The following is a 13,802-nucleotide window of genomic DNA, read 5'->3' as shown; positions in this document are numbered from 1 at the left end:
GGGTCGACGAGCGGGGGCCGGGGATGGCAACCACGGTGCGGGTCGGTGTGCTGCCGCCGAAGTCTGCGGTCGTGGTGGCGGCGTCGTCGGTACGCACCACCAACGTCGTCGCCGACGCGGCGATCAGCACGCCCGCGGTGGTCAGCGCAACCCGGGGCCACTGGATCAGCCGGCCACGGCGCTTCGTCTCGCTCACGAGGCCAGGTTAGGGACGGCGGGTCGCCGTTGCGGCGCGCCGCGCCTGTCCGTTGCCATGCTGTTATCGCAGCTTGATGCCCTATTCGCTCACCGCGAACGACTGGGCGTCACCGCGCGGTCGGGCGTCCACTAGCCTTCTGGGGTAGACGCGCAGACGACGCAGACGAGAGGGAAGGGGCCCAGCGTGGAGGTCAAGATCGGTGTCACGGACAGCCCGCGTGAGCTCGTGTTCGCCAGCTCCCAGACGCCTGCAGAGGTCGAAGAGCTGGTGACCGCGGCGTTCGCCAAGGGTGGCCCGGAGGTGCTGAGCCTGACCGACGAGAAGGGCCGCCGCTTCCTGGTGCAGACCGCCAAGATCACCTACGTCGAGATCGGTGTCGCCGACGTGCGCCGGGTCGGCTTCGGCATCGCCGCCGGTCCGGCGGGCGCGGCGGGCGCGTAGGCCCGTCCGCGATCAGTTCCGCGTCAGCGGGACGTGTGACAGGCCGCCCCAGGCGAACTGCACCGTCCCGTCGACCGCGGCCTCCTTGGAGACCGGGCGGTCGGCGTTGAGCCAGTAGCGGGCGCTGTCGACGCTGATGGCCACCAGGCCGACGGCGATCATCCGCGCCCGGTGCGGATCGAGCCCGGAATCGCGGCTGATCAAGTCGAACACCGCGTCGGTGCACGCTTCGGTGGCCACCCGGACCTGGGAGGCCACCTGCGGCTCGGTGATGTAGTCGTTCTCGAAGATCAGTCGGTAGCCCTGGCTGTCGTGCTCGATGAAGTCGAAGAAGGCCTGTACCGCCGCCCGCAGGCGCTGCCGGTTGTCGGTGGTGGTGCGCAGGGCCTGACGCACGCCGGACACCAGGTTCTCGACGTGCCGGTTCAACACGGCCAGATACAGCTCGAGCTTGCTCGAGAAGTGTTGGTAGAGAACGGGCTTGCTCACACCGGCGCGGTCGGCGATCTCGTCCATGCCCGCGGCGTGGTAGCCGCGGTCGACGAAGACCTCGCTGGCTGCCACCAGCAGCTGGCCGCGCCGCTCGTCACGCGGCAGGCGGCTGCCCCGGCGAGGCGCGGTGGCCGGACGGTCGCCATTTGCCGGACGAGCGGATTTCCGCTCAGCCGTGTCGGCGAGATCGCTCATCGAGTCCTCAATCTGTGCGTGGCTGGGCGGCATTGCCCCCGCTTCCAGCCCTTCGAACTGACATTACTACCCGGTCGTGGTTACTGGCCCGTAGCGCCCTCCGGCGTCGGTACGGGCGCGCCGGAAGTCCCGGCTTGGGCTGTTGTGCCATCCTGGGGCGGTGACCTACGACCCGGGGCACCGCGGCGGCGGTCGTATGCCGGTGCTGCGCAACGAGTGGCGTGAGCCGCTGCGTGCCCTGCGCGACCCGCTCGCCGAGGAATCCGGCCGGGTCCGGTCCAACCGGGAGCAGCGCCGCCAATGGCGCAAGCAGTCCTGGCTGGGCCGCTTCATCTCCACCTACGGCTGGCGTGCCTATGCGCTGCCGGTACTGGTGGTGCTCACCGGCGTGGTGCTGTATCAGACCATCACCGGGACGGCCGCGCCCGCGACCCAGCCGACGGCGCACGGCGGCGTCGAAGGGCCGCCGACGATCGGTTCCAGCGGCACGTCGATCATCGGCGCCCCGCCGCGCGGCCTGACTGCTTTCGACGCCAATCTGCCGACCGGCATCCTGCCCGAGGGCGGTGCGTTCACCGAGGCCGGAGCCAAGACCTGGCACATCGTGCCGGGCACCACACCCAAGGTCGGTGAGGGCACCGCGAAGACCTTCACCTACACCGTCGAGGTCGAGGACGGCGTCGACACGACGTCGTTCGGCGGCGACGAAGGTTTCGCCCGGATGGTCTCCGAGACGTTGAGCAATCCCAAGAGCTGGATCCACAATCCGCAGTTCGCCTTCGAACGGATCGACGCGCCGGACGTCAAGCCGGACTTCCGGGTGTCGCTGACGTCGCCGATGACGGTGCGCGAGGGCTGCGGTTACGAGATCCCGCTCGAGTCGTCCTGCTACAACCCGGCCTACGGCCCCGACACCCAGCCCCGGGTGTTCATCAACGAGGCGCGCTGGGTGCGCGGCGCGGTGCCCTTCCAGGGCGACATCGGCTCCTACCGGCAGTATCTGATCAACCACGAGGTGGGCCACGCCATCGGCTATCAGCATCACGAGCCATGCGATGAGAACGGCGGCCTGGCCCCGGTGATGATGCAGCAGACGTTCTCCACCGCCGACGACGACGCGTCCCGGTTCGACCCGGAGTACGTCAAGGCCGACGGAAAGACCTGCCGGTTCAACCCCTGGCCGTATCCGATCGCCTGACGACCTGACCCGCTGCGCCGCGGCCGTGCACGGAGTGCACGGCATAGCGGCGTGTCCGTGTGCAGACACGCACTGTCGGCGTGCCTCACGGGAAGTATTGCCGGCTGTTTGCCGTTGATCTGGCCAGCTGTTGAGATGGATGTGCGCCCGCATCGGGCCGAGCCGATCCTGAGGAGTAGCCGGTGTCTCCGTTGCCGCCGCTGGTCGAGCCAGCCGCCGAGCTCACCCGAGAAGAGGTCGCGCGCTACAGCCGCCACCTGATCATCCCGGACTTGGGCGTGGACGGGCAGAAGCGCTTGAAGAACGCCAAGGTGCTGGTGATCGGCGCCGGCGGCCTCGGTTCGCCCACCCTGCTGTACCTGGCCGCCGCGGGCGTCGGCACCATCGGCATCGTCGAGTTCGACGTGGTCGACGAGTCCAACCTGCAGCGCCAGATCATTCACGGCCAGTCCGACATCGGCCGGTCCAAGGCGCAGAGCGCCCGAGACTCGGTTCTCGAGGTCAACCCGCTGGTGACCGTTCGGCTGCACGAGATGCGGCTGGAACCCGACAATGCGGTGCCCCTGTTCGAGCAGTACGACCTCATCCTCGACGGCACCGACAACTTCGCCACCCGCTACTTGGTCAACGACGCCGCGGTGCTGGCCCACAAGCCCTACGTCTGGGGCTCGATCTACCGCTTCGAAGGCCAGGCATCGGTGTTCTGGGAGGACGCCCCGGACGGCCTGGGCCTGAACTACCGGGACCTGTACCCCGAGCCGCCGCCACCGGGAATGGTGCCGTCCTGCGCCGAAGGCGGGGTACTGGGCATTCTGTGCGCCTCGATCGCCTCGATCATGGGCACCGAGGCCATCAAGCTGATCACCGGGATCGGCGACACCCTGCTGGGCCGGTTGATGGTCTACGACGCGCTGGACATGACCTACCGCACGATCCGGATCCGCAAGGACCCCGAGACGCCGAAGATCACCGAGCTCATCGACTACGAGTCGTTCTGCGGGGTGGTGTCCGACGCCGCCGCGGCGGCCGCCGCCGATTCCACGGTCACCCCGCTGGAGCTGCGCGAGCTCCTGGATTCGGGCAAGAAGTTGGCGCTGATCGACGTCCGTGAGCAGGTGGAGTGGGACATCAACCACATCACCGGCGCCGAGCTGATCCCGAAGTCGGTGATCGAATCCGGCGAGGGGCTGGGCAAGTTGCCGCACGACCGCGTCCCGGTGCTGTACTGCAAGACCGGTGTGCGTTCGGCCGAGGCGCTGGCCGTGGTGAAGAAGGCCGGCTTCGCCGATGCCTTGCATCTGCAGGGCGGCATCGTGGCCTGGGCAAAGCAAATCGATCCCGACATGGTGATGTACTGACGGCTACTTTGCGTCGCGACAATTTAGGCTGTCGGGGTGACTGACGAGCGCCCGCCTGAGCATGTCCTGGCAGCGTTCGGTCTCAAGGGCAACGATCCCGAACCGCTCGGTGCCGGTTGGGAGGGCGGCTTCAAGTGCGGCGAGGTCGTGTTGTCGGTGATTGCCGACCACGCCAGGGCCGCCTGGTCGGCGAAGGCCCGCGAGACGTTGTTCGTCGACGGGGTTCGGCTGGCCCGCCCGGTTCGGTCGACTGACGGCCGCTACGTGGTGTCGGGTTGGCGGGCAGACACATTCGTCGCCGGCACGCCCGAGCCCCGCCACGACGAGGTGGTTTCCGCCGGCGTACGGCTGCATGAGGCCACGGCGAAACTGGAGCGGCCGCGGTTCCTGACGCAGGCTCCGGTGGCGCCGTGGAGCGATGTCGACGTGTTCATCGCCGCCGACCGGGCAGCCTGGGAGGAGCGGCCGCTGCACTCGCTGCCGCCCGGGGCGCTGGTGTCTCCCGGTTCGGCCGACGGCGAGCGGTCGATCGATCTGATCAACCAACTGGCCGGCCTGCGCCGGCCGACCAAGAGCCCCAACCAGCTGGTCCACGGTGACCTGTACGGCACCGTGCTGTTCGCCGGGACGGCGGCGCCTGGGATCACCGACATCACTCCCTATTGGCGGCCCGCGTCGTGGGCGGCCGGGGTGGTGGTCGTCGACGCGCTGGCCTGGGGCGAGGCCGACGACGGGTTGATCGAGCGCTGGGACGCGCTACCGGAGTGGTCACAGATGTTGTTGCGTGCCTTGATGTTCCGGCTCGCCGTTCATGCGTTGCATCCGCGGTCGACGGCGGCTGCGTTCCCCGGTCTGGCGCGCACCGCCGCGCTGATCCGGCTCGTCCTCTAGAACTGGTGACGGACGCGCGCCAGGTTGACCCGGCCGTCGTCGGCAAGCACGCCTTCGGCGCGCAGCAGCTCGAGCTGACGGGTCACCAGGTGGGCGGCCGGGCGGCCGGACGCGGTGATCACTCGGTGCCACGGTAGGTCCGAGGAGTCGGTGCGCATGATCCAGCCGACGATCCGCGGGCTGGAAAGCTGCGCGGCCGAAGCGATGTCACCGTAGGTGGCGACCCGGCCCGCCGGGATCGATGCCACCAGCCGGCGCACCAACTCGACCTGATCGTCGGTGACCGGCGCCATCGTCAGCGTGCCCGGAGCAGATCGCGGATGACTGTGGCGGTCTCTTCCGGTTTGGCGTGCGGCACCATGTGCTGGCAGGCGAAGTCGATGAGGGTGAAGTCCGCGCCCAACCGGCCCGACAGGCCGTCGAGCAGTTCGGCGGTGACGTATGGCGGATCGGTCCACTGTGCCCGGATCAGCGTCGTCGGGGTTCCGGTGCGCGGCAGCACGATATCGCGGGCCAGCTCGCTCCAGTACGACATCATCGCCGGCACGCAGATGCGCCATCCGACGCGGCCACCGGGCAGGGCGATGAGATGCTCGTCGAGGTCGGCGTCGAGTTCGGCGGGATCCACGTCGGCCCACGATCCGGTGAACTTCTCGGTGCGGGCTTCGTCGCGGTTGGGGTAGTCCGGGGATTGCAGCATCGCGTCGGCGATCTCGCGCATCCACTGCCCGTCCAGGCCGATCGCGGGGTCGAGCAGCACCAGCCCGGACACCAGGTCGGGGCAGGCCGCCGCCAGATGCAGGGCGATCGCGCCACCGAAGGAGTGTCCGACCACCAGGACCGGACCGTCGGCGTCGTTCTCCACCAGGGTGGCCAGCGCGGCGACGTTGGCGTCGATCGTCCACGGCGCAGCCCACGACGAGCGGCCGTGTCCGATCAGATCGGGTGCGGCCACGGCGATTTCGGGGAGGTGTTCGGTGGCCAGCGTGCGCCAGCGGTGGCCGTGGCCGGTCAGGCCGTGGATGGCCAGGACTGCGATGGGCCCAGTCGGACCGAAGCGGTGGACGTGAAGGTCGTGGGGCACGGGCTTCATGCTGCCAGTTCGCGTTTTTGTCGGAGGCTTCTGGTGTCATTCCCGGCATGACCACCGCACTGCTGGCCCCGGTGACCGAGCCCGCCGACGTGCTGCGCCCGCAGCTGCGCGGCACGGTCCGGTTGGTCGGCGGCCCGGGCACCGGCAAGACCAGCCTGTTGGTGGCGGCGGCTGCGGCCCATATCGGCGCGGGCACCGGTCCGGAATCGGTTCTGCTGCTGACGGGTTCGGGCCGGTTGGCGGGGTCGGCGCGCAGCGCGCTCACCAGGGAGCTGCTCGCGGCCCGCTCGGGCGAGCCGTGTCGGGCGGTGGTCCGCGAACCCCTGGTCCGCTCGGTGCACAGCTACGCGTTCGCGGTGCTGCGGCAGGCCGCCGCCCGGGCCGGCGATCCGCCGCCGCGTCTGGTCACCGGCGCCGAGCAGGACGGCATCATCCGCGAATTGCTAGCCGGTGACCTCGCCGACGGGGACGTGTCGGCATCGCGCTGGCCGCACCAGCTGCGGCCCGCGCTGAGCACCGCCGGGTTCGCCACCGAGCTGCGCGACCTGCTGGCCCGCTGCGCCGAACGGGGCGTGGATCCGCTGCAGCTGCAGCGGATCGGGCGGCTGTCCGGGCGACCCGAGTGGGCTGCCGCGGGCCGGTTCGCCCAGCAGTACGAGCAGGTGATGTTGCTGCGCGCGGCCGTCGGCACCGCCGCCCCGCAGGCCACCGTGCCGGCGTTGGGGGCGGCCGAGTTGGTGGGCGCGGCGTTGGAGGCGCTGGCCGCTGATGCCGATCTGCTGGCTGCCGAACGGTCCCGGGTCCGCCTGCTACTCGTCGACGACGCCCAGCATCTGGATCCGCAGGCCGCTCGGCTCGTGCGGGTGTTGGCCGCCGGCGCCGAGCTCACCCTGTTGGCCGGGGATCCCAACCAGGCGGTGTTCGGTTTCCGCGGCGCCGACCCGACGCTGCTGACCTCCGCCGATACTCCGGCGCTGGAATTGTCCCGGTCGCACCGGTGCGCGCCTGCGGTGGCGGCCGCGATCAGCGGGCTGGCCGCCGGCCTGCCCGGCAACGCCGCCTGGCGTCGGCTTGCGGGCAACGACGGTGACGATGGTTCGGTGCGCGTGCTGGTGGCCGGCTCGGCTCACGCCGAGGCGGCGCTGATCGCCGATGCGCTGCGGCGCGCACACCTCGTCGACGGGGTGCCGTGGTCGCAGCTGGCTGTCATCGTCCGCTCGCCCTCGGCCGCCGCGGCACTGCCCAGGGCGCTCGCCGGCGCCGGTGTCCCGGTCGCCGCGACGCAGGTGGCCGCGCCCATTGCCGAGCACGCCGCGGCGCAGGCGCTGCTCGGCGTGCTGGGCGCCACCGTGGAGGGCCTCGATGGTGCACGGGCGGTGGCGCTGCTGACCGGGCCGATCGGCCGGGTCGACCCGGTGACCCTGCGTCAGCTGCGTCGTGCGCTGCGCCGCGGCGGCTCGGGCGACTTCGGCGAGCACTTGGTCGCGGCGCTCACCAGCGGCCCGGTGGATTTGCCCGCGACGCTGGCCCGTCCGGTCAACCGGGTGCGTGCGGTGCTGGCGGCGGCAGCTCGTGGGCATCGGCGGCACCGCGATCCCCGCTACACGCTGTGGCAGGCCTGGGAGCGCAGCGGGCTGCAGCGGCGCTGGCTGGCCGCCGCCGAGCGGGGTGGCACCGAGGGTGCGTTGGCCGACCGTAGCCTCGAGGCCGTCACCGCCCTGTTCGACATCGCCGACGACTACGTGTCGCGGACCACCGGTGCGTCGCTGCGCGGACTGCTCGATCATGTTGCGGGGCTGCAACTTCCACCGGTCAACGCCGGCTCGCGGCCGACCTCCGAAACTGTCGCGGTGCTGAGCCCGCATGCGGCACTGGACCGGGACTGGGACCTGGTGGTCATCGCCGGGTTACAGGACGGCCTGTGGCCGAACACCACGCCCCGCGGTGGGGTGCTGGGCACGCAGCGGCTGCTCGACGTGCTGGACGGCCTGGGCGACGACGTGTCGGCGCGGGCTCCGCTGCTGGCCGAGGAGCGCAGGCTGCTGATCGCCGCGATGGGCCGGGCGCGGCGCGGGTTGGTGATCACCGCGGTCGACAGCGACGCCGGCGACGAGGCGGCGCTGCCGTCGCCGTTCGTCGCCGAGCTGGCGGAGCTCACCACCGGCGCCGCCGACCAGCCGGCCGCGCCGGCCGCCGCGCCGCCGGTGCTCGCACCGGCGGCGGTCGTCGGCCGGCTGCGCTCGGTGGTGTGCGCGCCGGCCGGTGCGGTCAGCGACGGTGAGCGTGCCACCGCCGCAGTGCAATTGGCCAGGCTTGCGGCGCAAGGCGTACCCGGTGCCGACCCCGCGCAGTGGTACGGCATGACCGAGCTGAGCACGCTGGAGCCGTTGTGGAGCGACGACCAGCACACCGTCGCCCTGAGCCCGTCGACGCTGCAGACCCTGACCGACTGCCCGCTGCGCTGGCTGGCCGAACGCCACGGCGGCACCGACCGCCGGGACCTGCGCTCCACCCTGGGTTCGGTGGTGCACGCGCTGATCGCCGACTCGGCGAGCAGCCCGGAGCGGTTGGTCGAGCAATTGGAAAACCTCTGGAGCACACTGCCGTTCGAGTCGTCGTGGTATGCCGACAACGAACTGGACCGGCACCGGGAGATGCTCGCGGCGTTCGTCGCGTGGCGGTCGGCGACGCGGCACGAGCTGACCGAGATCGGCACCGAGATCGACGTCGACGGTGTGATCGCCGAGCCGGGTGAGGGGCTGCCCGGAGTGCGGGTGCGCGGCCGGGTCGACCGGCTCGAGCGTGACGCGCAGGGCCGGCTGGTGATCGTCGACGTCAAGACCGGCAAGAGCCCGGTCACCAAGGACCAGGCGCAGCGCCACGCCCAACTCGGCCTCTACCAGTTGGCTGTGACCGAAGGAGCGATCGCCGACGGCGACCACCCCGGCGGCGGGCGGCTGGTCTACGTCGCCAAACCGAACGCGTCCGGGGCGACCGAGCGCGAGCAGTCCCCGCTGACGCCGGACGGCGCGGATCAGTGGCGGCAAACCGTGCGGCAGGCGGCCGGCGCGACCGCGGGTCCGCAGTTCCTGGCCCGGGTGAACGACGGCTGTACGCACTGCCCGATGCGGGCCGCCTGCCCCGCGCACACCGCGCCACGAACGGAGCAGTCATGACCTACAGCCCCACCGAACTGGCTGCGGCCCTTGGTCTTCCGACACCTACCGACGAGCAGGCCGCGGTGATCGCCGCTCCGCCGGGGCCGCTGGTCGTGATCGCCGGTGCCGGTGCGGGCAAGACGGAGACCATGGCCGCGCGGGTGGTGTGGCTGGTGGCCAACGGATTCGCCGATCCCGATCAGGTGCTCGGCCTGACCTTCACCCGCAAGGCGGCCGGCCAGCTGCTGCGCCGGGTGCGTTCCCGGCTGGCCCGGCTGGCCGGCCACCTGGGCGCCGGTGCACAGCAGGGCGCCCCGACGGTCAGCACCTATCACGCGTTCGCCGGAGCGCTGCTGCGCGAGTTCGGGCCGCTGTTGCCGGTGGAGCCCGACGCCCGGCTGCTGAGCGAAACCGAGCTCTGGCAGCTGGCTTTCGAGGTGGTGAGCGGCTATCCCGGGCCGTTGGACACCGGCAAGGATCCGGCCGGGGTCACCGCGATGGTGTTGCGGCTGTCCGGTGAGCTGGCCGAACACCTGGTGGACACCGGCCAGCTGCTGGACACCCACCTCGAACTCGACCGCCTGGTGCACCATCTGCCTGCTGGGCGTTACCAGCGCGACCGCGGTCCCAGTCAGTGGCTGCTCAACATGCTGGCCACCCAGACCCAGCGCACCGCGCTGGTGCCGCTGATCGACGCCCTGCACGCGCGGATGCGCGCCGACAAGGTGATGGACTTCGGTGCGCAGATGTCGGCGGCGGCACGGCTGGCCGCGGCATGCCCGCAGGTGGGGGAGCAGCTGCGGCAGCGCTACCGGGTGGTGCTGCTCGACGAGTACCAGGACACCGGCCACGCGCAGCGGATCGCGCTGTCTTCGCTGTTCGGCGCGGGTGCCGACGACGGGCTGGCGCTGACGGCGGTCGGTGACCCGATCCAGTCGATCTACGGGTGGCGCGGCGCCTCGGCGACCAATCTGCCGCGCTTCACCACGGACTTCCCGCGCCCGGACGGCTCGCCGGCGCCGACCCTGGAGCTGCGGACCAGCTGGCGCAATCCGCCGAGGGTGCTGCACGTCGCCAATGCCGTCTCGGCCGAGGCCCGCCGCCGGTCGGTGGCGGTACGCGCGCTGCGGGCGCGGCCCGGGGCCGCGCCCGGCACCGTGCGCTGCGCGCTGCTCACCGATGTGGCCACCGAGCGGGACTGGATCACCGACCATCTGGCGACGCGCTACGCCGAGGCCGCCGCGGCCGATGCCACCCCACCGACCGCCGCGGTGCTGGTGCGCCGCAACGCCGATGCCGGTCCGATCGCCGAGGCGCTGACGGCCCGGGGTGTCCCGGTCGAAGTGGTCGGGCTCGCGGGGCTGTTGTCGATCCCCGAGGTCGCCGACGTGGTGGCGATGGTGCGCCTGGTTGCCGACCCGGCGGCCGGTCCGGCGGCCATGCGGGTGCTCACCGGGCCGCGGTGGCGCCTCGGTGCCCGCGATCTGGCCGCGCTGTGGCGACGTGCGGTCATGCTGGACGGCGCGCGGCCTGCGGCGAGCGCCGAGGAGATCATTGCCGTCGCCGCACCCGACGCCGACACCGCGAGCCTGGCCGACGCGCTGGCCGACCCGGGACCCGCGGCCGCCTACTCGCCCGACGGTTACCGACGAATCACCGACCTGGCCGGTGAATTGGCAAGGCTGAGAACACTGTTGGGCCATCCCGTCACCGAACTCGTCGGCGAGGTGCGCCGGACCCTGGGCATCGACGTCGAGGTGCGGGCCGCTCGGCCGGTCGCCGGCGGGTGGGCCGGTGCCGAGCATCTCGACCGGCTCGCCGACGTGGTGGCCGGGTACGCCACCCGCCCCGGGGCGTGCGTCGAGGGTCTGCTGGCGTTCCTGGACGCGGCCGCTGTCGTCGAGAACGGACTGGCCCCCGCCGAGGTGAGCGTGGCCACCGGGCGGGTGCAGGTGCTGACCGTGCATGCCGCCAAAGGGCTCGAATGGCAGGTGGTGGCGGTCCCGCACCTGTCGGCCCGGGTCTTTCCGTCGACCGCGTCCACGCGGACCTGGCTGACCGATCCGGCGGATCTGCCGCCGTTGCTGCGCGGTGACCGGGCGGCCGCCGGTCTGCACGGGGTGCCGGTGCTGGACACCGCGTCGGTCAGTGATCGGAAAGGCTTGTCCGACACCATCATGGCCCACCGCAATCAGCTCGAGCAGCGCCGCCTGGACGAGGAACGCAGGCTGCTCTACGTGGCGATCACCCGGGCGGAGGACACCCTGTTGCTTTCCGGTCACCACTGGGGTGCCAGCGACACCAAGCCCCGTGGCCCGTCGGATTTCCTGCAGGAGGTCAAGGCCATCATCGAGGACGCGGCGGCAGCGGGCGAGCCGTGCGGCGTGGTAGAGCAGTGGGCGCCGCCGCCGGCCGACGGCGACCCGAACCCGTTGCGCGACAGCGTCCGTGAAGCGATCTGGCCGGCCGATCCGCTCGGCCGCCTGCGCGGCGACGTCGAACGGGGGGCCGCGCTGGTGCGGGCGGCACTGGCGGGCGACCTGGCCGACGCCGGTGCGGATCCGGAGGGCTGGGCCGCCGACGTCGATGCACTGCTGGCCGAGCGGTCTCGGATCGCGGCGCCGCCGCCGGCCGAACTGCCCGGGCAGCTGTCGGTCAGCGCGCTGGTGGAGTTGGACCGTGATCCGGCGGCGCTGCGGCGGTTGACCCGCCGGCTGCCCGTGCGCCCCGACCCGCACGCGATTCTGGGCACCGCGTTTCACGAATGGGTGCAGCGGTTCTACGGCGCCGAGCGGCTGTTCGACCTCGACGATCTGCCCGGCGCCGTCGACGGCGCGGCGGGGCAGACCGAGGAGCTGGCCACCTTGCAGGCGGCCTTCACCGCGTCACCGTGGGCGACGCGTACCCCGGTCGACGTTGAGGTGCCGTTCGAGATGGCGATCGGTGACACGGTCGTGCGCGGCCGCATCGACGCCGTGTTCGCCGACGCGGACGGCGGTATGACCGTCGTGGACTGGAAGACCGGCGAGCCGCCGGCGGACGCCGAGGCGCAGCGGCACGCCGCGATCCAGCTCGCGGTCTACCGCTTGGCCTGGGCCGCGCTCAAGGGCTGCCCGGAGTCGACGGTGCGCGCGGCCTTCCACTACGTGCGCGCGGGCACCACCGTGAGGCCCGAAACCTTGCCCGGGCCGCAGGATTTGGTGGCGCTGCTGGCCCGCTCTAGTACCGCGGAGCGTTGCGCCTGATCGCGATGGCCTGAGTGATCATCGGCAGCTGCAACGGCAACCGGGCCAGGGCCACCAACTTCATCGGCCACGGCTTGTCCCACCACAGCCGGCACATGTTGATGTTGGCCGGCCACACCGCCAGGTACAGCGCGATCGCGAACAGCGCCGCGGCGCGGCGGGTCCGCGGCACCAGCAGCATCGTGCCGATGCCGACCTCGGCCACTCCCGAGGCGTAGGTGTAGAACCGGGCATCGCCCGGCAGCTCGGCGGGCACGATCTCGTCGAACGGCTTCGGGGCCACGAAATGCCCCACGCCGATGCCGATGAGCATCGCTGCGGTGCGGTAGGCGGGAAGCTGGCTGGCCTTGCGAGTGGGTTCGGGTTCGGTCGTCGTCGTCGGCATGGGTACATAATGCTTCAGTGGTGGCGCTCAGGCCGACGAATGTGAAGGCGACAGGCACGATGACGGAGTCGCGTGGCCAAGGGTAGGTTGCGGCGCAGGCTCGAGGCGATCGACGAGAACCTTGCGGCCAAGCCGGACAGCGCGCTCGTCGACTATCTGCACATCCCGGAGAAGTTCGTCAGCCCGGGCCGCCGCATCGCCCGCCGGCTGATCTACGCCCTGACCGCGCTGTTCGCCGCGGTGATCATCGTCTACCTCGACCGCGACGGTTATCGCGACGTCCGTGACGGGCCGCTGACCTTCCTGGACTGCCTGTACTACGCCACGGTGTCGCTGTCGACCACCGGCTACGGCGACATCACGCCCTACACCGAGACCGCGCGGCTGGTGAACGTCCTGGTGATCACCCCGCTGCGGGTGGCGTTCCTGATCGTGTTGGTCGGTACCACCGTCGAAACCCTGACCACGGCGTCGCGGCAGGCTCTCAAGATTCAGCGTTGGAGGAACACCGTGCGCAACCACACCGTCGTCATCGGCTACGGGACGAAGGGCAGGACGGCGGTGGCCGCGATGGTCGGTGACGGTGTCGCACCCGCCGACATCGTCGTCGTCGACACCGACCAGGCGTCGCTGGACCGGGCCAACGCGGCCGGGCTGGTCACCGTGCGCGGTGACGCGAACAAGTCCGATGTGCTGCGGCTGGCCGGCGCCCAGCACGCCAACTCGATCATCGTGGCCACCAACAGCGACCCGACCGCGGTGCTGGTCACGCTGACCGCGCGCGAGCTGGCCCCGAAGGCCAAGATCATCGCCGCGGTCCGCGAGGCCGAGAATCAGCACCTGCTGCGCCAGTCCGGTGCCGATTCGGTGGTGGTGTCCTCAGAGACCGCCGGGCGCCTGCTCGGCATCGCGACCAGCGCGCCGAGCGTCGTGGAGATGATCGAGGATCTGCTGACCCCGGACGCCGGCTTTGCGATCGCCGAGCGCGAGGTCGAGCACAAGGAGGTCGGCGGCTCGCCGCGGCATCTGCCCGACATCGTCTTGGGCGTGATGCGCGACGGGAAGCTGCTGCGCGTCGACGACCCGAGCGTCGATGCCCTGGAGTCCACCGACCGGCTGCTCTACGTCCGCTCCACCGGAGACTGAC

At 71.4% G+C, this 13,802-nt stretch carries 11 protein-coding genes and 1 pseudogene; 7 read left to right on the top strand and 5 right to left on the bottom strand.

Features of this window, described 5'->3' with window-relative positions; all coding sequences use genetic code 11:
• Window positions 1-196 (bottom strand): annotated as a pseudogene (locus MSZK_RS24150) (hypothetical protein); the annotation flags it as partial.
• A 186-nt stretch (window positions 197-382) separates the two neighbouring features.
• Between MSZK_RS24150 and MSZK_RS24145 the strand changes: the two are divergent.
• Complete coding sequence (locus MSZK_RS24145; RefSeq protein WP_099251061.1) at window positions 383-640, top strand: DUF3107 domain-containing protein; 258 nt, start codon at window positions 383-385, stop codon at window positions 638-640.
• A gap of 12 nt (window positions 641-652) precedes the next feature.
• Here MSZK_RS24145 and MSZK_RS24140 read toward each other — a convergent pair whose 3' ends face one another.
• Complete coding sequence (locus MSZK_RS24140) at window positions 653-1,327, bottom strand: TetR/AcrR family transcriptional regulator (protein ID WP_099251071.1); 675 nt, start codon at window positions 1,325-1,327, stop codon at window positions 653-655.
• Between the two features lie 160 nt (window positions 1,328-1,487).
• Between MSZK_RS24140 and MSZK_RS24135 the strand changes: the two genes are divergently transcribed.
• The 3 genes from MSZK_RS24135 to MSZK_RS24125 all read left to right on the top strand — a co-directional run bounded on the left by MSZK_RS24135 (window position 1,488) and on the right by MSZK_RS24125 (window position 4,774).
• Window positions 1,488-2,525 carry a DUF3152 domain-containing protein gene (locus tag MSZK_RS24135; RefSeq protein ID WP_099251060.1) on the top strand — a complete coding sequence of 346 codons (1,038 nt, stop codon included), beginning with the start codon at window positions 1,488-1,490 and terminating at the stop codon, window positions 2,523-2,525.
• A gap of 191 nt (window positions 2,526-2,716) precedes the next feature.
• Window positions 2,717-3,883 (top strand): adenylyltransferase/sulfurtransferase MoeZ, encoded by a 1,167-nt coding sequence (gene moeZ, locus MSZK_RS24130; RefSeq protein WP_199203466.1) that lies wholly within the window; start codon window positions 2,717-2,719, stop codon window positions 3,881-3,883.
• A gap of 36 nt (window positions 3,884-3,919) precedes the next feature.
• Window positions 3,920-4,774 carry a TIGR02569 family protein gene (locus tag MSZK_RS24125; protein WP_099251058.1) on the top strand — a complete coding sequence of 285 codons (855 nt, stop codon included), beginning with the start codon at window positions 3,920-3,922 and terminating at the stop codon, window positions 4,772-4,774.
• Here the strand turns inward: MSZK_RS24125 and MSZK_RS24120 are convergent.
• Together MSZK_RS24120 and MSZK_RS24115 are read right to left on the bottom strand one after the other, a co-directional pair.
• Window positions 4,771-5,067, bottom strand: a complete 297-nt coding sequence (locus MSZK_RS24120) for an MGMT family protein (protein WP_099251057.1) — start codon at window positions 5,065-5,067, stop codon at window positions 4,771-4,773. The two genes, MSZK_RS24125 and MSZK_RS24120, sit on opposite strands and share 4 nt — an antisense overlap.
• Window positions 5,068-5,069: 2 nt before the next feature.
• Complete coding sequence (locus tag MSZK_RS24115) at window positions 5,070-5,867, bottom strand: alpha/beta fold hydrolase (protein WP_099251056.1); 798 nt, start codon at window positions 5,865-5,867, stop codon at window positions 5,070-5,072.
• A gap of 47 nt (window positions 5,868-5,914) precedes the next feature.
• On the opposite strand from MSZK_RS24115, the gene MSZK_RS24110 reads away from it, so the two are divergent.
• Both MSZK_RS24110 and MSZK_RS24105 read left to right on the top strand, forming a co-directional pair.
• Window positions 5,915-9,043 (top strand): ATP-dependent DNA helicase, encoded by a 3,129-nt coding sequence (locus MSZK_RS24110; RefSeq protein WP_099251055.1) that lies wholly within the window; start codon window positions 5,915-5,917, stop codon window positions 9,041-9,043.
• Window positions 9,040-12,270: an ATP-dependent DNA helicase gene (locus tag MSZK_RS24105; protein WP_099251070.1), complete on the top strand. Its 3,231-nt coding sequence runs from the start codon at window positions 9,040-9,042 to the stop codon at window positions 12,268-12,270. Before MSZK_RS24110 ends, MSZK_RS24105 begins: the two co-directional genes overlap by 4 nt.
• On the opposite strand, the gene MSZK_RS24100 is transcribed toward MSZK_RS24105, so the two are convergent.
• Window positions 12,245-12,655, bottom strand: a complete 411-nt coding sequence (locus MSZK_RS24100; RefSeq protein WP_099251054.1) for a hypothetical protein — start codon at window positions 12,653-12,655, stop codon at window positions 12,245-12,247. The two genes, MSZK_RS24105 and MSZK_RS24100, sit on opposite strands and share 26 nt — an antisense overlap.
• A 72-nt stretch (window positions 12,656-12,727) precedes the next feature.
• Between MSZK_RS24100 and MSZK_RS24095 the strand changes: the two genes are divergently transcribed.
• On the top strand, window positions 12,728-13,801 hold the full coding sequence (locus MSZK_RS24095; RefSeq protein WP_099251053.1) for a TrkA family potassium uptake protein: 1,074 nt from the start codon (window positions 12,728-12,730) through the stop codon (window positions 13,799-13,801).
• Window position 13,802 lies beyond the last annotated feature (1 nt).

This window comes from Mycobacterium sp. shizuoka-1 (assembly GCF_002723835.1).
Taxonomy (GTDB): domain Bacteria; phylum Actinomycetota; class Actinomycetes; order Mycobacteriales; family Mycobacteriaceae; genus Mycobacterium.
Note: the sequence above shows the minus strand (reverse complement) of the source record. Positions and strands in the feature narration are given on the sequence as shown.

Coding starts and splice junctions, on each gene's coding strand:
- MSZK_RS24140 (WP_099251071.1), bottom strand. CDS start 1,327: ATGAGCGATCTCGCCGACACGGCTGAGCGGAAATCCGCTCGTCCGGCA.
- MSZK_RS24120 (WP_099251057.1), bottom strand. CDS start 5,067: ATGGCGCCGGTCACCGACGATCAGGTCGAGTTGGTGCGCCGGCTGGTG.
- MSZK_RS24115 (WP_099251056.1), bottom strand. CDS start 5,867: ATGAAGCCCGTGCCCCACGACCTTCACGTCCACCGCTTCGGTCCGACT.
- MSZK_RS24110 (WP_099251055.1), top strand. CDS start 5,915: ATGACCACCGCACTGCTGGCCCCGGTGACCGAGCCCGCCGACGTGCTG.
- MSZK_RS24105 (WP_099251070.1), top strand. CDS start 9,040: ATGACCTACAGCCCCACCGAACTGGCTGCGGCCCTTGGTCTTCCGACA.
- MSZK_RS24100 (WP_099251054.1), bottom strand. CDS start 12,655: ATGCCGACGACGACGACCGAACCCGAACCCACTCGCAAGGCCAGCCAG.